The organism is Brevibacillus sp. MCWH (assembly GCF_013096935.1).
In the GTDB taxonomy this organism is placed as follows: Bacteria; Bacillota; Bacilli; order Brevibacillales; family Brevibacillaceae; genus Brevibacillus; species Brevibacillus aydinogluensis.
Genome location: NZ_SDLF01000018.1, coordinates 54,620 through 76,361 on the forward strand (window position 1 = coordinate 54,620; position 21,742 = coordinate 76,361).

At 59.0% G+C, this 21,742-nt stretch carries 25 protein-coding genes; 18 read left to right on the forward strand and 7 right to left on the reverse strand.

Annotation, left to right across the window (positions count from 1 at the left end):
* Positions 1 to 310 precede the first annotated feature (310 nt).
* A complete protein-coding gene (locus tag ETC00_RS15090; RefSeq protein ID WP_171566905.1) occupies positions 311 to 1,345 on the reverse strand; it encodes a M23 family metallopeptidase in 1,035 nt (344 codons plus the stop codon).
* A gap of 162 nt (positions 1,346 to 1,507) precedes the next feature.
* Here ETC00_RS15090 and larC2 point away from each other — a divergent pair, with 162 nt between their 5' ends.
* Positions 1,508 to 2,569, forward strand: a complete 1,062-nt coding sequence (gene larC2 / locus ETC00_RS15095) for a nickel pincer cofactor biosynthesis protein LarC2 (RefSeq protein ID WP_171566906.1) — start codon at positions 1,508 to 1,510, stop codon at positions 2,567 to 2,569.
* Positions 2,562 to 3,113 carry a DJ-1/PfpI family protein gene (locus ETC00_RS15100; protein WP_171566907.1) on the forward strand — a complete coding sequence of 184 codons (552 nt, stop codon included), beginning with the start codon at positions 2,562 to 2,564 and terminating at the stop codon, positions 3,111 to 3,113. The genes larC2 and ETC00_RS15100 overlap by 8 nt, the downstream gene beginning before the upstream one ends.
* A gap of 52 nt (positions 3,114 to 3,165) precedes the next feature.
* On the opposite strand, the gene larC is transcribed toward ETC00_RS15100, so the two are convergent.
* Positions 3,166 to 4,068, reverse strand: a complete 903-nt coding sequence (gene larC / locus ETC00_RS15105) for a nickel pincer cofactor biosynthesis protein LarC (RefSeq protein WP_171566908.1) — start codon at positions 4,066 to 4,068, stop codon at positions 3,166 to 3,168.
* Positions 4,069 to 4,197: 129 nt separating this feature from the next.
* On the opposite strand from larC, the gene ETC00_RS15110 reads away from it, so the two are divergent.
* From ETC00_RS15110 to lipA, 3 genes are all read left to right on the forward strand, one after another.
* Entirely contained in the window at positions 4,198 to 5,322 is a 1,125-nt protein-coding gene (locus tag ETC00_RS15110; RefSeq protein ID WP_171566909.1) for a metallophosphoesterase family protein, read from the forward strand.
* Positions 5,319 to 7,487: an ATP-binding protein gene (locus ETC00_RS15115; protein ID WP_171566910.1), complete on the forward strand. Its 2,169-nt coding sequence runs from the start codon at positions 5,319 to 5,321 to the stop codon at positions 7,485 to 7,487. Before ETC00_RS15110 ends, ETC00_RS15115 begins: the two co-directional genes overlap by 4 nt.
* A 183-nt stretch (positions 7,488 to 7,670) precedes the next feature.
* Positions 7,671 to 8,558 carry a lipoyl synthase gene (gene lipA / locus ETC00_RS15120; RefSeq protein ID WP_171566911.1) on the forward strand — a complete coding sequence of 296 codons (888 nt, stop codon included), beginning with the start codon at positions 7,671 to 7,673 and terminating at the stop codon, positions 8,556 to 8,558.
* Positions 8,559 to 8,602: 44 nt separating this feature from the next.
* Here the strand turns inward: lipA and ETC00_RS15125 are convergent, their stop codons facing one another.
* On the reverse strand, positions 8,603 to 9,469 hold the full coding sequence (locus tag ETC00_RS15125; protein WP_349290951.1) for a YhcN/YlaJ family sporulation lipoprotein: 867 nt from the start codon (positions 9,467 to 9,469) through the stop codon (positions 8,603 to 8,605).
* A 115-nt stretch (positions 9,470 to 9,584) separates the two neighbouring features.
* Between ETC00_RS15125 and ETC00_RS15130 the strand changes: the two genes are divergently transcribed.
* Positions 9,585 to 10,199 carry a YutD family protein gene (locus ETC00_RS15130; RefSeq protein ID WP_249178895.1) on the forward strand — a complete coding sequence of 205 codons (615 nt, stop codon included), beginning with the start codon at positions 9,585 to 9,587 and terminating at the stop codon, positions 10,197 to 10,199.
* A gap of 635 nt (positions 10,200 to 10,834) precedes the next feature.
* On the opposite strand, the gene ETC00_RS15135 is transcribed toward ETC00_RS15130, so the two are convergent.
* Complete coding sequence (locus ETC00_RS15135) at positions 10,835 to 11,107, reverse strand: DUF3055 domain-containing protein (RefSeq protein WP_171566913.1); 273 nt, start codon at positions 11,105 to 11,107, stop codon at positions 10,835 to 10,837.
* An 11-nt stretch (positions 11,108 to 11,118) separates the two neighbouring features.
* Complete coding sequence (gene glpX, locus ETC00_RS15140) at positions 11,119 to 12,093, reverse strand: class II fructose-bisphosphatase (RefSeq protein WP_171566914.1); 975 nt, start codon at positions 12,091 to 12,093, stop codon at positions 11,119 to 11,121.
* A 120-nt stretch (positions 12,094 to 12,213) separates the two neighbouring features.
* On the opposite strand from glpX, the gene ETC00_RS15145 reads away from it, so the two are divergent.
* The 4 genes from ETC00_RS15145 to ETC00_RS15160 all read left to right on the forward strand — a co-directional run bounded on the left by ETC00_RS15145 (position 12,214) and on the right by ETC00_RS15160 (position 14,356).
* On the forward strand, positions 12,214 to 12,321 hold the full coding sequence (locus tag ETC00_RS15145) for an amino acid ABC transporter permease (protein ID WP_171566915.1): 108 nt from the start codon (positions 12,214 to 12,216) through the stop codon (positions 12,319 to 12,321).
* A gap of 15 nt (positions 12,322 to 12,336) precedes the next feature.
* Positions 12,337 to 12,771: a type VII toxin-antitoxin system HepT family RNase toxin gene (gene hepT / locus ETC00_RS15150; protein WP_171566916.1), complete on the forward strand. Its 435-nt coding sequence runs from the start codon at positions 12,337 to 12,339 to the stop codon at positions 12,769 to 12,771.
* Between the two features lie 93 nt (positions 12,772 to 12,864).
* A complete protein-coding gene (locus ETC00_RS15155) occupies positions 12,865 to 13,503 on the forward strand; it encodes a helix-turn-helix transcriptional regulator (RefSeq protein ID WP_171566917.1) in 639 nt (212 codons plus the stop codon).
* Between the two features lie 73 nt (positions 13,504 to 13,576).
* On the forward strand, positions 13,577 to 14,356 hold the full coding sequence (locus ETC00_RS15160) for a TIGR01457 family HAD-type hydrolase (RefSeq protein WP_171566918.1): 780 nt from the start codon (positions 13,577 to 13,579) through the stop codon (positions 14,354 to 14,356).
* Here the strand turns inward: ETC00_RS15160 and ETC00_RS15165 are convergent.
* Positions 14,324 to 14,866 (reverse strand): phosphatidylglycerophosphatase A family protein, encoded by a 543-nt coding sequence (locus tag ETC00_RS15165; protein WP_171566919.1) that lies wholly within the window; start codon positions 14,864 to 14,866, stop codon positions 14,324 to 14,326. The two genes, ETC00_RS15160 and ETC00_RS15165, sit on opposite strands and share 33 nt — an antisense overlap.
* Before the next feature lie 168 nt (positions 14,867 to 15,034).
* Here ETC00_RS15165 and ETC00_RS15170 point away from each other — a divergent pair, with 168 nt between their 5' ends.
* The 3 genes from ETC00_RS15170 to ETC00_RS15180 are packed head-to-tail and all read left to right on the forward strand — an operon-like array spanning position 15,035 to position 17,950.
* Positions 15,035 to 16,120, forward strand: a complete 1,086-nt coding sequence (locus ETC00_RS15170; protein ID WP_171566920.1) for a hypothetical protein — start codon at positions 15,035 to 15,037, stop codon at positions 16,118 to 16,120.
* Complete coding sequence (locus ETC00_RS15175; RefSeq protein WP_171566921.1) at positions 16,077 to 17,036, forward strand: 2-hydroxyacid dehydrogenase; 960 nt, start codon at positions 16,077 to 16,079, stop codon at positions 17,034 to 17,036. The genes ETC00_RS15170 and ETC00_RS15175 overlap by 44 nt, the downstream gene beginning before the upstream one ends.
* A complete protein-coding gene (locus tag ETC00_RS15180) occupies positions 17,033 to 17,950 on the forward strand; it encodes an alpha/beta hydrolase (RefSeq protein WP_171566922.1) in 918 nt (305 codons plus the stop codon). The genes ETC00_RS15175 and ETC00_RS15180 overlap by 4 nt, the downstream gene beginning before the upstream one ends.
* A gap of 43 nt (positions 17,951 to 17,993) precedes the next feature.
* On the opposite strand, the gene ETC00_RS15185 is transcribed toward ETC00_RS15180, so the two are convergent.
* Positions 17,994 to 18,221 carry a NifU family protein gene (locus ETC00_RS15185; protein WP_029098389.1) on the reverse strand — a complete coding sequence of 76 codons (228 nt, stop codon included), beginning with the start codon at positions 18,219 to 18,221 and terminating at the stop codon, positions 17,994 to 17,996.
* Between the two features lie 190 nt (positions 18,222 to 18,411).
* On the opposite strand from ETC00_RS15185, the gene cysK reads away from it, so the two are divergent.
* The 5 genes from cysK to ETC00_RS15210 form a co-directional block, all read left to right on the forward strand.
* The gene (gene cysK / locus ETC00_RS15190) at positions 18,412 to 19,335 is read left to right on the forward strand and encodes a cysteine synthase A (protein ID WP_171566923.1); all 924 of its coding nucleotides are present in this window, start codon (positions 18,412 to 18,414) and stop codon (positions 19,333 to 19,335) included.
* Position 19,336: 1 nt separating this feature from the next.
* Positions 19,337 to 20,470, forward strand: a complete 1,134-nt coding sequence (locus tag ETC00_RS15195; RefSeq protein WP_171566924.1) for a bifunctional cystathionine gamma-lyase/homocysteine desulfhydrase — start codon at positions 19,337 to 19,339, stop codon at positions 20,468 to 20,470.
* 34 nt (positions 20,471 to 20,504) lie between these two features.
* A complete protein-coding gene (locus tag ETC00_RS15200) occupies positions 20,505 to 20,831 on the forward strand; it encodes a YuzD family protein (protein WP_171566925.1) in 327 nt (108 codons plus the stop codon).
* A gap of 239 nt (positions 20,832 to 21,070) precedes the next feature.
* Positions 21,071 to 21,412 (forward strand): hypothetical protein, encoded by a 342-nt coding sequence (locus tag ETC00_RS15205; RefSeq protein ID WP_171566926.1) that lies wholly within the window; start codon positions 21,071 to 21,073, stop codon positions 21,410 to 21,412.
* Between the two features lie 107 nt (positions 21,413 to 21,519).
* Positions 21,520 to 21,742, forward strand: a 223-nt coding sequence (locus ETC00_RS15210; protein WP_171566927.1) for a helix-turn-helix domain-containing protein, incomplete at its 3' end; no start/stop codon positions are given.

Sequence of the window (21,742 nt, forward strand, 5' to 3'; positions counted from 1 at the left end):
GATCGGGCCCGCTTGCTCGCTTGACGCCCAGCACAGAAGCGAATGATGTCCGCTCCAAAACGAGACACGGGCAGGGGACAAACATCTGGGTATTTCGAGGAAGTGAGACTTGTGTCCCCTGTTGGTCCCCGCGTCTTCGTTTTTCCGCTGAGTCGGTCGTCAAAGGAGCTCGCTTGGCCCATCCCGCCATGCGATGCCCATTGTCTTTTCGCTTCGGTTGATGAATAGGCAGGCCTTTCGGCCTGGGAATCATTTTTGTGGCCGCTAACTCAATGAACCGTTTGTCTTCAGTCTGAGAAGAAGCGGCTGCTCACCGCTTCTTCTTTTTGCTGTACATTTGCCGCTCCCAGCGTTTCAGATAGGGATACGGGTCAAACGCCCATTCGCTGTAGCCTCTGTCCCGGTACATGCCGTAGTGCAGGTGGGGGGGAAACTTGCCGGATGTACCCGGTTTGCCGTAGCCGGAACTGCCGACGTAGCCCAGCACTTCTCCCGGTTCGACGATGTCTCCCGGCTTCAGCCCCTTTCGGAACGAGGAAAGGTGGGCAAAGTAGTGATAGATGTTGTTCATGTCGCGCATGCCGATGCGCCACCCGCCGTACCGGTTCCAGCCGACCACTTCGATTACGCCGTACCCTGTGCTAAGCACGGGTGTCCCGTATCCGGCAAAGATGTCCGTCCCTTCATGGATGCGTCGCCCGCCCCAGCCGCGCGGATCGCCCCATGTGCTGTGGTAGCTGTAGTTGTACCGTTTGGGGATGGGGAAGTGGTGGTCGTGCAGATCCAGCCGCTGGTACTTGTTGTACACGGCGGCAAACTGGGTGATGGTCTTGACCGCCCAATCCCACTTGTAATAGGCCCACAAGCCGATGCGCCAGTCGTCATGCTGGAAGCCGTACGAGGCGAGGAAGCGGATCATCGCCGCAAGCACGTCCATGTCGTTGTTGCGGTCCGCTTTTCCGTCCCCGTCCCCGTCTGCTCCGATTCCGCCAAAAAAGCGGATGGATACCGGGTCCGTATCGTCATCCTCAGGATTCAGCTCTCCACACCACCGGGCAGGGGGAATGTTAATTGCGGTCAAGCGCCGCTGCTGCTCCTTTTCAGGGGAATCCTGTTTGGTCCGTCTCTGCATGCTTCGTTCGTATTGATCAATGGCCGCCAAATACGGCCAGGGGATACCGTAGACCAGTTCCATCTGCTGGAACAACTCCAGCCGCTCCTTGAAGATGGAATCATCCTGTGTGCCGGACGAGACAGAGGAAGCAGCGGTTGCAGCGGAAGACAGCAGACAGGTGGAAACTGTCAAACACAAGCTGATCTGAACGATTAGGCGGAAAACAAACATTTTGTCTCCCTCCAGCCAGGTAGTTTCTCGTTGTAGTTTCTGCCAGCCTGGCCGCATTATCCGCATTACTTTTTGCCAAATGGCAGACGCAAACGGCAGGCGCTGCAAGCTGGATTGGTGTATGATGCAAGAAAAGGAATCGTGCCAAAAGGAGGGGTGATGATGAAACTGGTCATACGCAGCGAACGGCCGCTGTTTTTGCGCGAACTGGCCGAACCGCTGATGCGCCTTATGCCCGCCGGGGGAACGGACCGTTTCTCCGCAGACGAACACGCGGCGGCCATCCTGCAACGCGCAGCGTTGTACCGCTCGTTTTGCCGGGAGGACGACTGGGCGGCGGAAGAGAAAGCGCTGCGGACACTGACGACACTCCTGCCGGCAAACGATCATCGTCTCCAACTGGGGATACAGTGCCTGCCCGTCCCTGCCGGTCTGCCTGTTCCGCTGTTGACACTGCTTGAGGGCTGGATGATCCGCGAAGAGAACTGGCCGCCAGAAAAGTTCTCCCCGCTTGCCATGCTGTGGCTCAAGGCAGTGGGCGCCCGGCCGCTCGCCCGGCTTGACGGCCGGATTACGCAGGTGGAGTACGGGGAAGGAGTGGCGGTGATCCGGCTGGAGAGCGATACGCGGGGGAACGGGAGCGACGTGCCTGTCGTCAAGGAACGGCGGCAGCACGAAGAGGAACACATTGACGAAGGAATGTACCTGCTCCAGGCCAACCTGGACGACAGCAGTCCCGAGTGGCTGGCCCATGTGTTGGACAGGCTGTTGGCAGCGGGAGCCAACGATGTCCACTTTTTGCCTGCGACGATGAAAAAGAGCCGTCCCGGCGTGCTGCTGCAGGCATTGTGCTACGGCAGCCGGCTGGACGAGCTGAAATCCATCCTGTTTCGGGAGACGACCACCTTTGGCGTTCGCTATTTCCCCGTTTCCTGTCACAGGCTGGCGCGCCGTGTCGTGACCGTGACCACCGAGTGGGGAGACGTGCCGGTCAAGCTGGGCTACCATCGGGGTGAGCGGGTGCAGGCGGCGCCGGAATACGATGTCTGCGCCCGGTTGGCAAAGCAGGCCGGAGTGCCGCTGAAACAGGTGTACCAGCAGGCGCTGCTGCTGGCGGAATCTGCACAGGCACAGTCCAGGCAGGAGGAAACAGGCTGCGTGGAGAAATGGAAAAGGGAGGAAGAGTTTCCTCAGAAAGACGCAGGGAGGCTGTGCGATGAGTAAAAAGGTGTTGATTGTCACCGGTGACGCGGTGGAGGCACTGGAAGTCTTTTATCCGTACTACCGCTGCCTGGAAGAGGGATTTGAAGCGGTGATCGCTTCCCCCGCCAAAAAGACGCTGCACACGGTCTGTCACGATTTTGAAGCACACAGCGAGACGTACACGGAAAAACCCGCCTACCAGCTGTCTTCCCACGTCGCGTTTGCCGACGTCAGGGCGGAAGAGTACGACGGCCTGATCATTCCCGGGGGACGGGCGCCGGAGTACATCAGGCTGAACGAACACTTAAAGCCGATCCTCGCCCACTTCTTTGAAGCAAACAAGCCGGTCGCGGTAATCTGCCACGGCTCGCAAGTCCTGACTCTGGTCAAGGAACACCTGCGCGGCCGGGAATTGACCGCCTACCAGGCATGCCGTCCCGATGTGGAAGCGTGCGGCGCCGTTTACAAGACCGACACGCTGCACGTGCACGGCAATCTGGTATCGGCTCACGCCTGGCCGGATCTGCCAGGGTTCATGCGCGAGTTTATTCGCCTGCTCCGCTAGTGAAAAAACGACAGCCTTGTCCGCTGACAAGCGGGCAAGGCTGTTTTTTTGCTCAGCAGGGATGGCCGATCAGGACGCGCAGGACGTTGGGCTGGTCGGGCAGATCGCGCGTGCCCGCCCCGTAGCCGATCGCTTCCACGGTCATCGCCGGCAGCGGCCCAAATTGGCGGACCAGGGCTGCCGCGACGCCTGCCCCTGTGGGAGTGGTCAGCTCCTTTTGGATGTCGGTTTGGCGCAAGGGAATGCCTTTGAGCAGTTCCATCGTCGCCGGAGCGGGGACCGGATAGAGTCCGTGGTCGCAGCGGACATAGCCGTTTCCGGTGGGGACGGGACCGGCGTACAACCGGTCGATCTCCAGGTCTTCCAGGGCCAGGGCGATCCCGACAATGTCCACGATCGAATCAAGTGCCCCCACTTCGTGAAAGTGGACGGTTTCCACAGGGACGTTGTGGATTTTTGCCTCGGCGACCGCGATTTTTTCAAACACGGCCTGAGCCCGGGCGGCGACCCGCGGTGCCAAATCGGCTGCTTCAATCATCTCTGCGATCTCCTTGTAGCGGCGGTGATGGTGGCTGTGGTCGTGGTGATGGTGATCGTGGCCGCGATGCTCGTGACTGTGATCGTGATGGTGGTGGTCGTGATGGTGATGCCCGTGACCGTGGCCGTGGTGGTGGTGATGCTCATGACTGTGCTCGCCTTGTGCGTGATGGCTTCCGGCCAAGACGGGCAGCGTCTTCAGCCCGCGGGCGCGTTCCTGTTTCTCATCGACAACGTCCAGTTTTAGTGCGCTGACGCCTTTTTTGACGACGGTTTTCCACTCCAGTCGAAACGGTCCCAGCGGCAGTTTGCGCAATTCCTGTTCGATCCGATCGCGGTCTGCCCCCGCGTCGACCAGCGCGGCCAGCAGCATGTCGCCGCTGAGCCCGGAAAAACAGTCCAGGTACGCTATTCGCATCGCAATCGCTCCTTTTCAATCGGTTGTTGCTTCCTGTATCATGAAAGAGAAAATATGTTCGCGTGACGATACAACCGTTGACCAAAGTGTAACACGGCAGCGGGGCGCTGTCATGTCGGGGAGGTTCACATGCTGAGGTTTATCCATACCGCGGACGTCCATTTGGATGCGCCGCTTCAGACATTGTCCGCCCTGTACGAGCTCAGGCAGGAGGACTTTCGCCGGACGATGCGCACCATCCGCGACCTGGTGCTGGACAAGCAGGCCGATTTCTGGCTGATCGCCGGAGACCTGCTGGAATACCACGGAGGGAGGCGCTCCACCGCGCTTTTTTTGCGCGATTTGTTTGCCAGCGTGGCGCCGGTGCCGGTCTGCATCGCGCCGGGCAATCACGATCCGTGGCATCCCGACTCCTATTACCAGACGCTGGAGTGGCCGGGCAATGTTTTCTGGTTTACACCGGAATGGGGGGCGTACGAATTCCCGGACAAATCATGCGTCGTCTACGGATGGGGTTTCCCCCAGCCGCACGTGTACGAATCGCCGCTGCCCGCCTTTCCCGGCCGGCTGCACGGGTATCGGCACCACCTGATGGTGCTGCATGGCAGCGTGGTTAACGGCGGGGCGGACGGGCACCATCCGTACGCGCCGATGACGCTGGAAGAAATGGCTGCAGCAGGCATGGACTACATCGCGCTGGGCCACATCCACAAGCCGGCCGTGTTTCTCCACCCGGTCAGCCAGACGCCGTTTGCCGCCTATCCCGGTTCGCCGGAAGGGCTCTCCGCCAAAGAAGCGGGGGAGCGTTTTGTCATGTACGGCGAGTTGGAGAAAGACGGACGCCTCCGGCTGGAGCACGTGCCGGTGCAAAGCCGCATCATCTCCAGGCGGGAGGTGGACGTTGCGGGGGCGGAGACGACGGAACAGCTCGTCAATGTGCTGGAGCGGGAGCTGGCCGACGAGGAGGACGACTGTCTGCTGTATTTGACCCTGACAGGGGAGAGGTCCGCCCATTTCACCCCGCCGGTGGAAGTGGTGGAGCAGCGGCTGTCCCGCTTCTTTTACGTGCAGTGCACGGATCGCACCTGGCCCGATCTGGACGCTGACCAGCTGCAAGCACAATCCGGTGTCTGGGGCAGATGGCTGTCCAAGCTGGCGGAAGCAGAGGCGGAAGGTGCCGACGAGTGGCAGCGTGACATCGCCAGGATGGCTCGCCGGGAAGCGCTGGCGCGGATCGGGGGGATCTTGCGGTGAAAATCGACGAACTGCAGCTGCGGGGATTTGGCAAGTGGCGTGACGCGGTTTTTCGCTTTGCCCCAGGGATCAACCTGTTTTGCGCCCCCAACGAAGCGGGCAAATCCACCCTGCTGGAGGGGCTGTTTGCCGCGCTGTACGGGATGAAAAAAGACTACGTCCGGACGGCCCGCTACCTGCCGGAGTACGAGAAGTACCTGCCCTGGGATGGCGGGACGTACGAGACCATCGTCCAGTACGAAGTGGCGGGCAAATCATACCGGCTGCACCGCTGGTTGGAAAAGGAGCGGGAGCAGGCGCGGCTGTTTCTCAATCCGGACTGGTCGGAGGTAACCGGCCTGTACCAGGAAGACCGGCGAAAGGAGCGCAATTTTCTCGAGCTGCACCTCGGGTTGACGCGCAGCCTGTTTACCGATGTCACCTGGATCAGGCGGGAGCAGATGGCGGCGGCTGAGCACCTGCTGCCATCGCTGGGGACGGACGAAGCCGACCCGGCGGTCAATCGGGTCCTGGCGGAACTGGAGCGGGAACTGGCGGCGATCGGGAAAAAGGAGCGGGCGGACAATACGCTCCTGGGAAAAGCAGGTGCGCGCGTCGCACAAAAAGAGCGTGCCCTGGCCGAAGCGGAAGCGGGGTGGACTGCTGCTAGCAGGCTGGCCCGGCAGATCGCGGATTGGGAAGCGGAGCGGCGAGAACGGGAGCGGACGCGGGAAAAGCTGCGGCAGCGCCTGCACAGGGTGCAGGAGGCAGAGGCGGAATGGCAGGCGCGCTGGCGCCAAAGCTACATTGCTCCTTCTCCTGAACAGTGGGAAGCGTGGGAAGAAAATGCCGTCACCGCGGAAGAGCGCCGTCTGCACCGGGAAACGCGGGAGCTGTTGGCTGCGCTGGCCGCCCGATCTGCCCCTGATGCCGATACGGGATCGGAAACGGAACGGGAACGGCTGGAAGCCGACTACCAGCGGGCCCTCGAATTGCGCAAGGCGTGGGAAACCTGCCGGGAACAGGTAAATAGCCTGGCCGCATCCGCCATCGTCGGAACGGAGCGGCCGCGGCAGCGGCAAAAAGCGACGGGAAAATTTTCCTCAGATCGGTTGTTGCGGGCGGGAAGCGGCCTGCTGTTGGCGGCAGCGGCAGGTGCTTTCCTGGCGGGGAAAGGAACGTATGGCTGGATTGCCGGCGTACTGGCAGTCCTCTTGGCTGCGGTCGGTACATTGAGGCGCAGACGTGCACGCGGAAACCAGCACGTGCCGGCCGTCATCGAGGAGTGGCGGCGCTTGCAGCAGGAGGCGGACCGCCTGGAAGTAACACTTCGCGAGATTTATCAGGCATGGAACGCGGCTGATTGGGACGCGTTTCTCCAGCTTCGGGAAGCGCAGCTGAACATGAGCCGGCAGCGGGAAGCGGACAGGCAGACGGAGGAGTGGAAGCGGCGCGAGGAAGAAGCGCGGCTGCTCGCCCGCTGGGGGGATGAGCTGCGCTCCATATTGGAAGCAGAAAAAGCGGAACGGGACCGGGAACGGGATGGTCTCGTACAGTCCTTGAAGGAGACGGAAGAGCGGCTGCAGGAACTGCGGGAGCAAATCGCCCGGGCATCGGGCGAGATGGGGAGCCATGATTCCGTATCGGTTGCGCGGGCACGCAGTGAATACGAGGACGCCATCGCCGCCCTGCGCAGCCTGCAGATGAGAAGGGAAGCGCTGCAGTTGGCCCGTGACACGCTGCGGGAGGCTTTGGCGGAATGGAATCGGGACGTCTCCCCTGTGTTGAACGGACTGGCTTCCGATGTGATGGCCCGGATCACGGGCGGCAAGTACCGGGACGTGCGGCTGGACCCGCGCGAACGGTTTGCGGTCCGGCTGCTGGAACCCGTCCGGCAGCGGGTCGTGGAGCAGGAACAGTGTTCCCTGGGCACGCAGGATCAGCTCCACTTTGCACAGCGGGTGGCGCTGCTGCGTCTGGTCAGTCGGCAGACGGAGCCATTGCCGCTGTTTCTCGACGACCATTTTGCCCACTACGATCAGGAGCGGCTGGAGCGGACGCTGGCCTATGTGGCGGAGTTGAGCGAAGAGCACCAGGTGTTCCTGTTCACCTGCCAGCAGCGGGAGCTCACGCTGTTGGAACCGTACCTGCGGGGATCGGACCGGCACAAGGTGCACCGGCTGTAACGCGACCATTTCACGGACAGGTCCCGCGGATTTCACCGACTGGGTATGTGGATTTTCCCGGCGGGCTTCGCTAGGTCGCGAGTGTGGCGGGCATACATACACCCGAAACGGGAGCGGATATTGTCCCCCCAAAGGCATTCCTCTATAATGGAGGGTGACCAAGTCCAATGAGGAGTGAGCCCAATGACGCTACGCAAACCGGAGTGGCTCAAGATCAACCTTGTATCAGGAAAAGAACTGGCCAACTTCAAGGAACTGAAGCAGACCATGCGCAGCAAGACGCTGCATACCGTATGCGAGGAAGCAAAGTGTCCCAACATTCATGAGTGCTGGGCCAATCGTACGGCCACCTTCATGATTTTGGGTGATATATGTACCCGGGCCTGTCGTTTTTGCGCCGTGAAGACCGGTCTGCCGACTGAACTGGACCGAGCCGAGCCGGAACGCGTGGCGGAAGCGGCGGAACAGATGGGGCTGAAACACGTCGTCGTCACCTCGGTTGCCCGCGATGACCTGGCGGACGGCGGGGCGCTGATCTTCGCAGAGACGATCAAGGCGATACGCCGCCGTCTGCCGCTCGCCTCCGTGGAGGTGCTGATTCCCGACTTCATGGGCAACTGGGATGCGCTCAAAGTGGTCATGGATGCCCGTCCTGACGTGCTTAACCACAACATCGAAGCGGTGCGCCGCCTCTCCGACCGGGTGCGGGCCCGCGCCAAGTACGACCGGACGCTGGAACTGCTGAAAAAGTCCAAGGAATTCCAGCCGGACATCCCGACCAAGTCCAGCCTGATGATCGGGGTAGGTGAAACGTTCGAGGAGATTTTGGAAACCATGGACGATCTGCGTGCGGTCGATGTCAATATCATGACCATCGGCCAGTACCTGCAGCCGACCAAAAAACACCTGCCCGTAGAAAAGTACTACCACCCCGACGAGTTTGCCCGCCTCAGGGAAGAAGGCATGAAGCGCGGTTTCAGCCACGTGGAGGCAGGTCCGCTGGTGCGCAGCTCGTACCACGCCCACGAACAGGCAAACGCCGCCAAGGAATCGATCGCACAGGCAAAGTAGACAAAAAAGCAAACCCCTATGGCAGTCATAGGGGTTTGTTGCCGTTAGCGGGTGGTTGTGGTCATTTTGGAGCCTTTGGTCTTCATTTCTTCGCCGTCCACCTTGCCGCCCAGTCGCTTGATCAGGGCATCCACGCTGCGCTGTTCATCGGCGTGTCGTCCCATCGTGACGTTGTTTGCGCGGCTGGCGATGCGGGCGATTTCGGCGATGTCGTTTGCGTTGTCGGTCACATACACCTTGTAGTAGCGAGGTGCAATCGACTGAGCGCCCATGCGTGCCTGTTCCTTGGTCACGCGGTTGTCCCCGCCCTGGGTGTTGAGGCCGACGAAAATCTCCTCGTCTGTGACGAGAACGGTGGAGCGGTTCACGCCCGGGCAGCTGGCAGTCACGTTGCCCACGGCGCGGGCCAGCGCCTCCCGGTCGACATAGACATTATTCACTCCGGCCGTACGGACGTGCTTCCGGTCGATTTGGGCAAAGCCCATTCGCGGCATGGTCGTCGCCATCGTGCCTACGCGGCTGCGGTCACGATAAATCGACGGAGTGCCTACACCGTCAAACGGGCGCCGTCCGTCGTCCGTAAAGGCATTGTACGAGCGGGCGCCGCTGGTGTACGCGTTGTAGTTGTTGTTCATGTAGTCAGTGCCGTACGGTGTGTTTCTCACGCCCAGATCGTAGTCGCGCATACCCATGCCGTCAAAGGGACGCGTACCGAGAACGTCGAAAGGACGGGCGCCTATGCCGTCGTTGTTCCGCATGCCGATACCGTCCATATGCATGCGCGGAACGGCTTGTTGAACCGTTGTGCCCGGATGACGGTCATTCGGAGCGGCATTTGGCGTACAAGCGGACGCGACCAAAGCAAGACCTGCGAGAACAGGAAACAGCCATGTTTTTTTCAATGGTTCCACCCCCTACAGCTAGGGTGTCCCCCGCGGATGGGGAGTTTTCGTGGGAAATTTAACTCCCTCTGCGAAAAATGTGTTAAGATGGACGTAGTATGCAAAGTGTAAGGAGGAAGCGGTCTTGATTCGCACGCCAGCCGGTACGTACGAGGTCATGGAGGAAAATCGCGACGGGTGGAACCCGGAAGCGTTCAAGGAACGCTACAGTGACATTCTCGACAAGTACGATTACATCGTTGGGGATTGGGGTTACGGCCAGTTGCGCCTGCGCGGGTTTTACGACAACAGCAACCGCAAAGTGCCGTTCGAGCAGCGAATCGCCGCGTTGGATGAGTACCTGCACGAATTTTGCAACTTTGGCTGTCCCTATTTTGTGCTGAAAAAGGTAAAACCGGCCTCGCCAGACCAGCATGGGCAGGAAGCAGCAGACGGAGCAGAGGGGACGGATACCGAACAGCGCAAGGAATCGGACAGGGACGAACCATCCCTGTATATCGAACGAAAGGAACGCCGCCGTTTTCACCCGCGCCACGGCAGACAGGAGCGAACCGAGCGGAGCGGCTCGTCCGGTGAGCGCAGCGGCCGCCATGAGCGGGGAGACAACAAGAGCAAGTTGGCCAAGGGGGAAAAAGGCGGACGCGACAGCGGAAAAGAACGCCGCCAACATGCGCCGCGAGCCAACCGCGAACGGGACAAGATCACCGCAGGTCCCACCCCGCCAAAACGTGAATCGTAAAAAACCATTGACAGTTGATCGTAAAAACAGCCCGAATCCAATGGATCGGGCTGTCAGTATGTAGTCAGTGGTGTCCTGTGAATTGGTTTCCGCTCGCTCTCTTGACGGCCAGCCAGGCGACAGCTGCCACGTAAAAACGGAACAAGGCACCGTCCGTTGAGCGCGGATCGATGCCTTTGGCTCTGCGGCATGGCGTCACGCTGTAGGTACCGTTCGGCAGCCTAAAACGGATAAAACGGGTAGAATGGGTAAGGATACGGCGGGTAGAAGGGATAATAATACGGGTAGAAGCCGCCGAACGGGAAGACAAAGGGAATGATGACATCAAAATGGGGATGCCGTCTCCGCCGCCGCCAGAACACCGGAGCGGCGAGATCTTCCCTGTGGTGTACTTGGCTGCGTGACTCGTACGGAAAATTGACTGATTGAGCAGAAGGATACGGTTGCATCGCGCGATGTGGCACTCCTCTCATATTGTCTGTTTTGATGTTGCAGTATACGAGACGTCTGCCCGGGTGGCGCGTTGTCCAGAGGGAAATGGGCGGGTGTACCGGATCGGTTAAAGGACAAGGTGCACGCAGTGAAAAAGGGACGCGCCTGTTGGTCAGGCCGTCCCTTGTCTGTCATGTCCCGGATCAGGGAATGACGGTGTGCAAAAACGAGCGCAGTTCTTCCGCTTCCTTTTCGTTCAGGTTGAAGGCGTACTCGAGGTAGCCTTCCTCTTTCAGATCGTCGTCGCCGATGATGGCGGAGCGGCCGTTCTGAATGTTGATCACCAGTTTTTTGCCGTAAAAGCGGTTGGTGGTCGTAATTGCCAGATCAAAGCGCGTCGCTTCGCCCATAAAGCTGACGAACCGGGTCTTGGTCTCCTCGGTCTCGTCGTACAGGAAAAACAGGTCGTTGGCCATTTTCTTCCCCCTTACTTCCACACGAGATTGGGCTTGTGGGTGAGATTGTGCAGCGCGCGGATAAAGCGGATCGTTTTGGTCTTGGCACGCATCACGATCGAGTGGGTCTCGACCATGTCGTCCCCAAGGTAGCGGACGCCCTGCAGCAGTTCTCCGTCCGAAACGCCGGTAGCGGCAAAGATCGCGTCGTCTCCTTTGACGAGATCGTTCAGGGTCAGCAGCTGCTCCGGATCAGCCAGCCCCATTCGGATGCAGCGCTGCCGTTCCGCTTCGTTTTGCGGCCGGAGCCTGGCCTGCATGTCGCCGCCGAGGCATTTGATCGCCGCCGCGCTGATCACGCCTTCCGGTGCGCCGCCTGTGCCGAGGAACAAGTCGATCCCCGTATGCGGCATGCAGGCCGCGATGGCTGCGCCCACGTCGCCGTCGCCGAACAGTTTGACGCGCGCTCCTTTTTCCCGGACAGCATCAATGATTGCCTGATGGCGCTCCCGTTCCTGAATGATCACGGTGACGTCCTGAACGCGCTTGTTGTTGGCTTCCGCCACCACTTCGATCATCTTTTCCACCGGGTCGTCCAGGCTGATCTTGCCGGCGGCCCGCCTGCCCACCGCCATTTTGCTCATGTACATGTCAGGGGCGTGCAGCAGCGTCCCCTTGTCGCCGATGGCCACGACCGACATCGCGTTGTTGTGTCCTTTTGCGACAATCGTGGTACCTTCCAACGGATCGACGGCCACGTCCACCTCCGGACCGGTCGCGTCCGGATGCCCCAGTTTTTCGCCAATGTAAAGCATCGGCGCCTCGTCCAGCTCGCCCTCGCCGATCACAACCGTTCCGCGCATGTTGATCGTCTCAAACATGGCGCGCATGGCGCTCGTCGCCGCGTCGTCGGCCTCGTTTTTCCTGCCGCGCCCCAACCAGTGGGAAGAGGCCAGCGCTGCCATTTCCGTTACACGCACCACTTCCAGTGCCAGTTCGCGTTCCACTGTGTTGTATCCTCCCTTTGTCCCGCCAAAAACTCACCCCTCATTGTAACACAATTGAGAGGGGGATTCGTGACAGTGCAGACAATTTTGGTATACTGATGATGAAAAGAGGTGAAGGTGATGAACGATTCCTATCTGCGGCAAGGGGAATTGGTTCTTCTGGTATTGGTGCTGACGTTTGTCATTACCGTATTGTATGCAAAATGGGCAGCGAAAAAGCGAAAGTGATAAAGGAGATCTCCCATGTACGACGTAAATACGAAAAAGATCGACGAAGTGTTGACACACATGTCCCGGATGCTCGACCTGCTGGACAAGCTGGCGGCCCGGGGAGTGAATGACGTTCTCGCCGACGAAGTGGCTGAGGCGGCGATGGAGAGGGCGCTGCATCTGTCCATTGAGGCGGTGATCGACGTGGGCAACGCACTGATTGACGGCTTTATCATGCGCGATCCCGGCAGCTATACCGACATTGTGGAAATTTTGCGGGATGAGCGGGTCATCAGCGACGAGCAGGCGCGGGTGCTGACAGACGTGGTGGAGTTCCGCCGTCATCTGGTCAACCAGTATACCAGCGTGCCGGCGGCGGAAATGGTGGCGCTGGTGCAGGACAGCCTGCCGACGCTGCGCCAGTTTGAGCCGGCTGTGCGTACGTATCTTCAAAACGAACTGTTTTAAGGCGAGAAACGCGGATTTTTTATACAAAACACTTTCTTTTGTTTACTAAAGAGGCCCGATTCGATACAATAGAGAGAAAGGGCGGTGATTACGATGGCTAACGAAGGAACTTCCACCCGCGACCAGATCCTCAACATGCTCAAAGTAAAAGGCTCGCTGTCCGTCAGCGACATGGCAGTCCAGCTGGGGATCACGGAGATGGCTGTGCGGCGTCATCTGAATACGCTGGAGCGGGACAATCTGATCAAATCGACGCTGGTACGCCAAGCGATGGGACGCCCGACCAATGTCTATTCGCTGTCGCAGGAGGCAGATGAGCTGTTTCCGCGCAACTACTCTCATCTGACGCTCGACTTTTTGCGCGATTTGGAAGCAATGGACGGAATCGGAAAGGTGGAAATGCTGTTCCGCCGCCGGGAAAACCGTCTGGAAGAAGCATACCGCAAGCAGATCCAGCAGGAGTCCCTGGAAGAGCGTGTCGCCAAGCTGGCCGAACTGCAAAACGAAAAGGGCTATATGGTAGAGTGGGAAAAGGACGAACAAAACGGCTGCTACCGCATCCGCGAGTACAACTGTCCCATCTCCCAAGTGGCGCGCGAATTCAACCAGGCGTGCAACTGTGAGCTCTCCCTGTTCCGCCGTGTGCTGAAAGCCGACGTGGTACAGACTACCTGCATGGCCAAGGGCGGAGAAAAATGCGTGTTTGAGATCAAGGAAGCGAAGCAAGCCTAACAGAATGACAACGTGCGTAAATCCACTCGTCGCCGGGTGGATTTTGTTGTGAACGGGGAAAGGATGAGGCAGCATGAAGCAGTACAAGGGGTATTTGCTGGATTTGGACGGAACCATTTATCGCGGCAGGGAGGCCATTCCGGGCGCTGCCCGGTTTGTCCAGCATTTGCGCAAACAGGGGATTCCGTACCTGTATCTGACCAACAATTCGTCCGCTTCGCCGGAGCAGGTGGCGGCGCGCTTGACCGGGCTGGGCATCGACGCGGAGCCGGAAGAGGTCTATACCTCTGCAATGGCGACCGCCCACTATCTCAAGGAGCTGGCCCCGGCAGGCACGCCGGTGTATGTGATCGGCGAAGAGGGACTGATTGCGCAGCTGAAAGCCAGCGGCTTTACAATCAGCGAGGAGCGTCCCCGGTACGTGGTGGTGGGGATTGACCGTTCGTTTGATTACGCCAAATTGACGACAGCTGCCCGGGCGATCCGGCAAGGAGCCAACCTGATCGCCACCAACGCCGATGCCGCTCTGCCGACCGAACAAGGCTTGTTTCCCGGCAATGGTTCATTGGTGGCAGCTGTCTCCACGGCGTCCGGAGTCAAGCCGGTAGTCGTCGGCAAACCGGAGCGCATCATCGTTGACTACGCGCTGACGCGGTTGGGCACGAGCGCCGGGGAGACGCTGATCGTCGGGGACAACCTGGATACCGACATTGCCGCGGGTAACTGCTCGGGCATGGACAGCCTGCTGGTCTTGACCGGTTATTCCACGCGGGAGGACGTGGAGACGCATCCCTGCCGTCCCACGCACATCGCATCCGATCTAGCCGATTGGCTCGGAAGAATCGGGGGGTAGGCAGTTTTCCTCCGCTTGTTTCTGGCGGTGAGCGATGCGGCTGGACGCCGCCGCAGCTATGGCTCCGACCAGATCGTCCAGAAAAGTGTGGACGCCAAAGCGTTTGTCGTTTAGATCCTTTAGCTTGCCGTACTTGAGCTTGTCCACGTACCCGTAGTTGGTGAATCCGATGCTGCCGTACAGGTTCACGACGGCAAACGCCAGCACCTCGTCCACGCCATAGAGCGGTTCATCCGAGGCGATAATCTCCTGAAGCGGAGGGATTAGTTTCTTTTCTTCGGCCAGCATGTCGAGCTGAATGCCGGTGAAAAGGGCGTTCTGTACTTCCCGCTTTTTCAGTACGGCTTGCACGCTTTCGCGGCACGTGTCCATGGAGAGGTTGGAAATGTAGTCTTTTTGCAGAAACATGACAATCTCGGCAATGTGGTCGATGTGGACGCCGCGCTGTTCCAGCAGCGAGACGACGGCGTCGTAACACGTGTAGCTGTTGAGCGGATTGTTGCCGTTCACCGCTGTCCTCCTCTCGCCACCGCTTTTTGGGAATCTGCCTGCGGCGCGTGCCGGTCAGGCAGGTGTGAGGGCATGTGCACGTCGGTAGTATCTGCAACGAGATAGGCACCTATCCCGCCTGCGTTACATACCATGCTCCATGAGAAGGTGTGTGGGGAGGTTGTTCTCATGGAGTACAAAGCCTTGCTGGAAGAAGCGTACGGATTTTCCCTGCACGGCTGCCGATCAGCAGGGGCGGGAACCGTGCTGGAGACGGATCAGGGGCTGTTTTACCTGTATACCGCGCCGGCGGGATTCAAATACAAAAGCAGGTTTATCGAGCGGGTGAAAAAACAACTGGCGCAGCAGCAGGAAGTGAACATGCTTACGCTGGTCAAGTCGAAAGAGGGATACCCGTACGTCATCAGCGACGATCAGATTTTCTACCTGTACCGTGGTGTGCGGGAAGGGGTTCCGGACGATCCGGCGTTTGCCGCAGGGCAGGCGCTTGCCCAGTTTCATCAGGCGACCCGTTCGTTCAAGAGCGACAAGCTGTTTTCGTCATCCTCCACGCTTGGGCGTTGGCCCGTCATGTGGCGGAAAAAACTGCGCGAGTACAACGGGTACCGGGAGGACATGGAGGAAGCGGACGGTGAGATCTTCCCGTTTGACGAGTATCTTTTGACCAGTTACACCTATGTGAATCAGTTGGGGGAGACGGCGGTGCAGTACCTGTACCATGCCGGTTACGACAGCGTGGTGAAGGAAACAGCCCACTGCGGCAAAGTAGCCTACCAAAATTTTGATGAGGGGTATATCCTGTGGAATGAAGACTACGTTCGCTATGTCTGCGGCGAATGGAACTGGGTGCTCGATATGCGGGCGCGCGACATCGGCCAGTGGATCAAGGCGTCCGTGCGGCGAAACGGCTGGCAGGAAGACGTCGTGACTCATTTCCTGGACGGGTACAACAGCGTCTGCCCGCTGTTGGAATCCGAATACGCCGTGGTCTACGGCCTGATGCTGTACCCCGGGCGTTTTCTCAAACTGGTGGAGACGTATCGGTCATTGCCGTGGGAAGATAGGCAGGAAGTGGACGCCGCGGCGTGGAAAGAACTTTTGGAGGAAGAACTGATTAACATGGAAGAGGCGCTTCGCCGCTACCCGCAGACGATTGCGCAGCGATACGGGGCGCCGGTTCCGCACATTGACTGGTTGTGGAGGCCTGCTGATGACAAAACCGATGGTGTACGTGACGAGGCAAGTGGCGAATGAAGCCATTGCCATGCTGGAGGCGGTGGCGGACGTGGAAGTGTGGGCGGAGGATCGTCCCATCCCCCGAGACGTGCTGCTGCAAAAGGCGGAAGAAGCCAGCGCTCTCTTGACCATGCTGACGGAACGGATTGACGAGGAACTGCTGATGCGGGCAAAACGGCTGCGGATCGTCGCCAACATGGCCGTCGGCTACGACAATATCGACGTGGCGGCGGCCAAACGACATGGCGTCATCGTGACCAACACGCCGGACGTGTTGACGGAGGCGACCGCCGATTTGGCCTTTGCCCTGCTGATGGCGGCGGGCCGACGGCTGGTGGAGGCCAACCGCTTTTTGTTGGCCGGCGGGTGGACATCCTGGAACCCGCACCTGATGGTCGGGCAAAACATCTACGGAGCGACGCTCGGCATCGTCGGCATGGGCCGCATCGGACAGGCAGTAGCCCGGCGGGCGGCGGGTTTTGGCATGCGGATTCTCTATCACAACCGCAGCCGCCGTCCGGATGCGGAGCGAACGACAGGTGCGCAGTATGCGCCATTTGACGAACTGCTCCGGGAATCGGACTACGTCGTGCTGCTGACGCCGCTGACGGAGGAGACGCGGAATCTGATGGGCGAGCGGGAGTTCTCCCTGATGAAACCGACCGCAGTGTTTGTCAACGTGTCGCGTGGCGGCACGGTGGACGAGGCGGCACTCTACCGGGCTCTCGTCGACAAACAAATCTGGGCAGCCGGTCTGGACGTGTTCCAGCAGGAGCCCGTGCCGCTGGACAACCCGCTTTTGTCGCTGCCCAACGTCGTGGCCCTGCCGCATATTGGCAGCGCAACATATCAGACGCGGCTGGAAATGGCTCGGCTGGCTGCGGCCAACATCGCCGCCGTGCTGAGCGGAGAGGAGCCTGTAACCCCCGTATGAACTGGATGATTGCGACGGTGACCGGTCTGGTGCTGGCAGCGGCATGCACGGCCGCCGTGTCGCTGTACGTAGCCTGGAAATTGACGCACCCGCCCCGCAAGCCGGTGGACATGGAGCCGTCCCGCTTCGGCATCGGCCATGTGGAATCTGTCACCTTTCCCAGCCGGGAGGACGGCATCACGTTGAGTGGCTGGTACATCGCGGCGGAAGCCAATGGACACGACAGCAACGGCTGCACGCTCGTCTTTGCCCACGGTTACGGGCAAAACCGGCTGGAACCGCATCTGCCTGCCCTGGCTTTGGCCGCCCGGCTGCTGGCTGCCGGATACGACGTGCTGATGTTTGACTTTCGCAATGCGGGAGAGTCAACTCCTGCCCTGACGACGATCGGTCTTCGCGAGCAGCAGGACCTGCGGGGGGCGATCGATTACGTGGAACAAAGGCGTCCCGGGCAAAAGATCGGTCTGATCGGGTTTTCCATGGGGGCAGCCACTTCGCTTCTGGTCGGCTGCACAGACGAGCGTGTGCAGGCCGTGGTGGCCGACTCGCCGTTTTATTCGCTGCGCGAGTATTTGCAGGAAAACCTGCCGCACTGGACAGGGTTGCCACGGGTACCGTTCAACTGGTTGATTCTGACGCTCAGTCCAATCATGCTCCGGGCCAATCCGTCGGAGGTCAGGCCGTACATGGCAGTGAAGCGGGCCAACAAGCCGATCCTGTTCATTCACGGCACCGGCGATGAAACCGTGCCGTGCAGCAATAGCAAACAGCTTCGGAAGCTCGCCGCTCACCCGGATTCCGCGCTTTGGCTGGTGCCGCAGGCGGGCCATGTGCGCAGCTTCGCCATGATGCCGGACGAGTACATAAAGCGAGTGACCGCTTTTTTCCGCAAGGCGCTGCTGCTGAAAAAGTAAAAAGCCCTTGCCGGCCGTAAAACCGGTAAGGGCTTTTGCTCGATTAGAATACTTGTTGTACTTCTTTGATTCCCGGCACTTCTTCCAGCAGTGCGCGCTCGATCCCTGCCTTCAGCGTGATCGTGGAAGAAGGGCAGCTTCCGCATGCACCCATCAGGCGCAGTTTCACAACGCCGTCCTCTACGTCGACGAGCTGTACGTCGCCGCCGTCGCGCTGCAGGTACGGACGCAGTTTGTCAAGGACTTCCTGTACTTGATCGAACATGTCCATGGGAATTTCACTCCTTTCCAACCTCCCTCTATTATACTCCCCTGGAGCCGATAAATCCATGACCGATGCGCCCGAAGTGGCACTTTGCCGCGGATCGTGAACCCGGGCGGCGTGCCGCATGGACTTTTTCGCTTGGCCTCATGTTATAATAGAGGAGCGAAAAGGAACAAGAAGATAAGGGGTCGGTGTCGTGAACGTATACCGTAACGTGAAGGAACTGATCGGCAACACGCCGATTGTCGAACTGACACAGTTTGATCTGCCGGAAGGCGTTCGACTGTTTGCGAAACTGGAGTATTTCAACCCGGGCGGCAGCGTCAAGGACCGCTTGGGACTGGAACTGATCCGCGCCGCCGAAGAGAGTGGGCAGCTGAAGCCGGGCGGTACGATTATCGAGCCGACGGCCGGCAACACGGGAATCGGGCTGGCGCTGGCAGCGATCGGTACCGGCTATCGCGTAATCTTCTGCGTGCCGGCCAAGTTTTCCGAAGAAAAGCAGGAACTGATGCGCGCACTGGGTGCGGAAGTGGTGAATACGCCGACCGAACTGGGCATGAAAGGAGCGATCGCCAAAGCACAGGAACTGGCGGCATCCATTCCCGGCGCATTCGTACCCCAACAGTTTGCCAATCCGGCCAACCCGGCAGCTCATTACAAAACGACGGGACCGGAAATCTGGAAACAAATGGATGGGAAAGTGGACGTGTTTGTGGCGGGGGCCGGCTCTGGCGGCACCTTCATGGGGGTAGCCCGCTACCTGAAAGAACAAAAGCCGTCCATCAAAACCGTCATTGTCGAACCGGAAGGCTCCATTTTGAATGGCGGCGAACCCGGTCCGCACAAGACGGAAGGAATCGGGATGGAGTTTTTGCCGCCGTTTATGGACACGAGCTACTTTGACGCCATCCACACCATCCTGGATGTGGACGCTTTTGAGATGGTCAAACAGTTGGCCGCCAAAGAGGGACTGCTGGTGGGCAGTTCGGCGGGTGCGGCGATGGCGGCTGCACTGCGGGAAGCGCGGGAAGCCAAGCCGGGAACCAACATCGTCACCTTGTTTGCCGACGGCAGCGAGCGTTATCTGAGCAAAAAAATCTACCAAGGAGGAGTATAAGATGCGGATCAAAACACGCCTGATCCACGGAGGAATTGAGGGAGATCCCCATACGGGAGCCGTTTCCGTTCCGATTTATCAAGTCAGCACATACAAGCAGGAAGCAGTCGGCAAGCACAAGGGCTATGAGTACTCCCGCACGGGCAACCCGACTCGCCACGCGCTGGAAACCTACATCGCGGAGCTGGAAGGCGGGGCGCGCGGCCTGGCATTTGGCTCCGGCATGGCCGCTCTGTCCACGGTACTCTCCCTGTTCTCCAAAGGAGATCATCTGGTGGTGGGCGACGACGTATACGGCGGCACGTACCGGGTGATTACCCGCGTCTTTTCCCGCCTGGGACTGGATGCCACCTACGTGGATACGAGCAATACGGCTGCAGTGGAAGCGGCCATTCGCCCGGAAACCAAGGCGATCATCATGGAAACACCGACCAACCCGCTGTTAAAAGTAAGCGACATTGCCGCTCTGTCGGCGATCGCCAAAGCGAACAACATCCTGCTGCTGGTGGACAACACGTTCATGACCCCGTACTGGCAAAATCCGCTTGAACTGGGCGCCGACATCGTCTACCACAGCGCCACCAAGTACCTGGGCGGACACAGTGACGTGGTGGCCGGCCTGGTCGTGGCCAAAGACGCCAAGGTGGGCGAAGAGCTGCACTTCCTGCAAAACGCGATCGGCGGCATCCTCGGGCCGCAGGATTCCTGGCTGCTGCTGCGCGGGATGAAGACGCTGGGCGTACGCATGGAAGAGCACGAGCAAAACGCGCGGACACTGGCCAACTGGCTGGCCGAGCGGAACGACATCAAACGCGTCATCTACCCCGGCCTGCCAAGCCATCCCAACCACGAGCTGGCGAAAAAGCAGGCGCGCGGCTTCGGCGGCATGATCTCCTTTGACGTCGGAAGTGCCGAACGAGCAGACGAAGTGCTCGCCAAGGTGAAATACTTTACGCTGGCGGAATCGCTGGGGGCGGTGGAAAGCCTGATCAGCGTCCCGGCCCGCATGACCCACGCCTCCATTCCGGCCGAGCGGCGGGCGCAATTGGGCATCACGGACGGTTTGATCCGCATTTCAGTAGGGATTGAAGACGTACAGGATTTGATTGACGACCTGGAACAAGCTCTTTCCTAAAGACACAGGAAAGATCAGCAGGGGGGCATGGCAGATGAGCGTGGAAATCAAGGTCTACGGTACCGAGCAGTTGTGTGCGAGCTGTGTCAACCTGCCGTCGGCCAAGGAGACGGCCGAATGGCTGCAGGCGGCTATCTCACGCAAATACGGAAACGACAGCGTCCGAATCGTCTACAAGGACTTTCAACAACCCGAGACAGAAGATGACAAAAGCTGGGCCAAACGGATTGTGGAAGAAGATTTGTGGTATCCGCTTGTCGTAATTTCCGGGGAAATTGTCGGTGAGGGAAATCCGAAACTGAAAGATATATACGCCAAGTTGGAAGAGCTGGGGGTACCCCCGCTCGACGAGGCAAAGTAAGAACGGGCGGGAGCAATCCCGCTCGTTTTCGTTTGTATGCGGGGTGTCGCACGGAAGAAGCAAGATACTGGCATAATCCTTGTCGCCACCTATTGCATGTGTCGCTTCATTGCAAATGAACAAAATTGTTTTCGTAATTTTCTAAAATTATGCTGCTGCCTCCCAGGACGTGAGTTCTACCTGTCCCACCCGATTCATATACATCCAGAGGAAAAACCGTAATCGAGGAGGGGCCCTGCATGGAACAGCAGTTGGCTCGCTATTACGAGCTGAAAGAGGCACAAAAGAAAATCGAGGAAGAGCTGAACGACCTGAGGCAGAAACTGTTGGCAGAATATGCGGATAGCGGAGGCGCCGAAGCAGGGGCGTACAAGCTGACCATCCACTATCAGGAGCGGCGGGAGTACTACGATGAGCGGGTTTACAACGCTCTGCCCGATCCATCGCTGTGGCGGCTGATGTCCCGGGCGGACGCCGGAAAAATCGCCAGTCTGCTCAAGCTGAACGTGATTCACGACGGCATCCTGGAGGGAACTTACGAGCTAAAGAAGATTCCTGTCCTGCGCGTGCAAAAGCGATAACGGCATTTAAGGGAAAAGCCTTTCGGCGAGATAGAGTGCACCCCTTAAAGTAGACATTGGAAAAACCCCTTGGGAAAACCGATGTTACTTTAAGGGGTGAATTTTTTATGGCTATCAAAGGTCAAAAGTTCAAGCATTATCCTTTGTCGTTGAAAATGGAGGCAATACGATTGCATGTAGAGGAGAAGTGGACATACAGACAGATCACTGAGCATTTAGAAATCCAGGATAAGGATCGAGTAAAAAAGTGGATGCGGAAATACAAACAACTTGGGGAGTTCGGTCTTTTGGATCAGCGTGGACGACGTACAGCGTACATCGATCAAGATC

Coding starts and splice junctions, on each gene's coding strand:
- hepT (WP_171566916.1), top strand. CDS start 12,337: ATGTACGACGTAAATACGAAAAAGATCGACGAAGTGTTGACACACATG.
- ETC00_RS15100 (WP_171566907.1), top strand. CDS start 2,562: ATGAGTAAAAAGGTGTTGATTGTCACCGGTGACGCGGTGGAGGCACTG.
- ETC00_RS15110 (WP_171566909.1), top strand. CDS start 4,198: ATGCTGAGGTTTATCCATACCGCGGACGTCCATTTGGATGCGCCGCTT.
- ETC00_RS15205 (WP_171566926.1), top strand. CDS start 21,071: ATGGAACAGCAGTTGGCTCGCTATTACGAGCTGAAAGAGGCACAAAAG.
- ETC00_RS15180 (WP_171566922.1), top strand. CDS start 17,033: ATGAACTGGATGATTGCGACGGTGACCGGTCTGGTGCTGGCAGCGGCA.
- larC2 (WP_171566906.1), top strand. CDS start 1,508: ATGAAACTGGTCATACGCAGCGAACGGCCGCTGTTTTTGCGCGAACTG.
- ETC00_RS15160 (WP_171566918.1), top strand. CDS start 13,577: ATGAAGCAGTACAAGGGGTATTTGCTGGATTTGGACGGAACCATTTAT.
- ETC00_RS15145 (WP_171566915.1), top strand. CDS start 12,214: ATGAACGATTCCTATCTGCGGCAAGGGGAATTGGTTCTTCTGGTATTG.
- ETC00_RS15135 (WP_171566913.1), bottom strand. CDS start 11,107: ATGGCCAACGACCTGTTTTTCCTGTACGACGAGACCGAGGAGACCAAG.
- ETC00_RS15195 (WP_171566924.1), top strand. CDS start 19,337: ATGCGGATCAAAACACGCCTGATCCACGGAGGAATTGAGGGAGATCCC.
- ETC00_RS15155 (WP_171566917.1), top strand. CDS start 12,865: ATGGCTAACGAAGGAACTTCCACCCGCGACCAGATCCTCAACATGCTC.
- ETC00_RS15170 (WP_171566920.1), top strand. CDS start 15,035: ATGGAGTACAAAGCCTTGCTGGAAGAAGCGTACGGATTTTCCCTGCAC.
- ETC00_RS15200 (WP_171566925.1), top strand. CDS start 20,505: ATGAGCGTGGAAATCAAGGTCTACGGTACCGAGCAGTTGTGTGCGAGC.
- larC (WP_171566908.1), bottom strand. CDS start 4,068: ATGCGAATAGCGTACCTGGACTGTTTTTCCGGGCTCAGCGGCGACATG.
- ETC00_RS15090 (WP_171566905.1), bottom strand. CDS start 1,345: ATGTTTGTTTTCCGCCTAATCGTTCAGATCAGCTTGTGTTTGACAGTT.
- lipA (WP_171566911.1), top strand. CDS start 7,671: ATGACGCTACGCAAACCGGAGTGGCTCAAGATCAACCTTGTATCAGGA.
- ETC00_RS15185 (WP_029098389.1), bottom strand. CDS start 18,221: ATGGACATGTTCGATCAAGTACAGGAAGTCCTTGACAAACTGCGTCCG.
- ETC00_RS15175 (WP_171566921.1), top strand. CDS start 16,077: ATGACAAAACCGATGGTGTACGTGACGAGGCAAGTGGCGAATGAAGCC.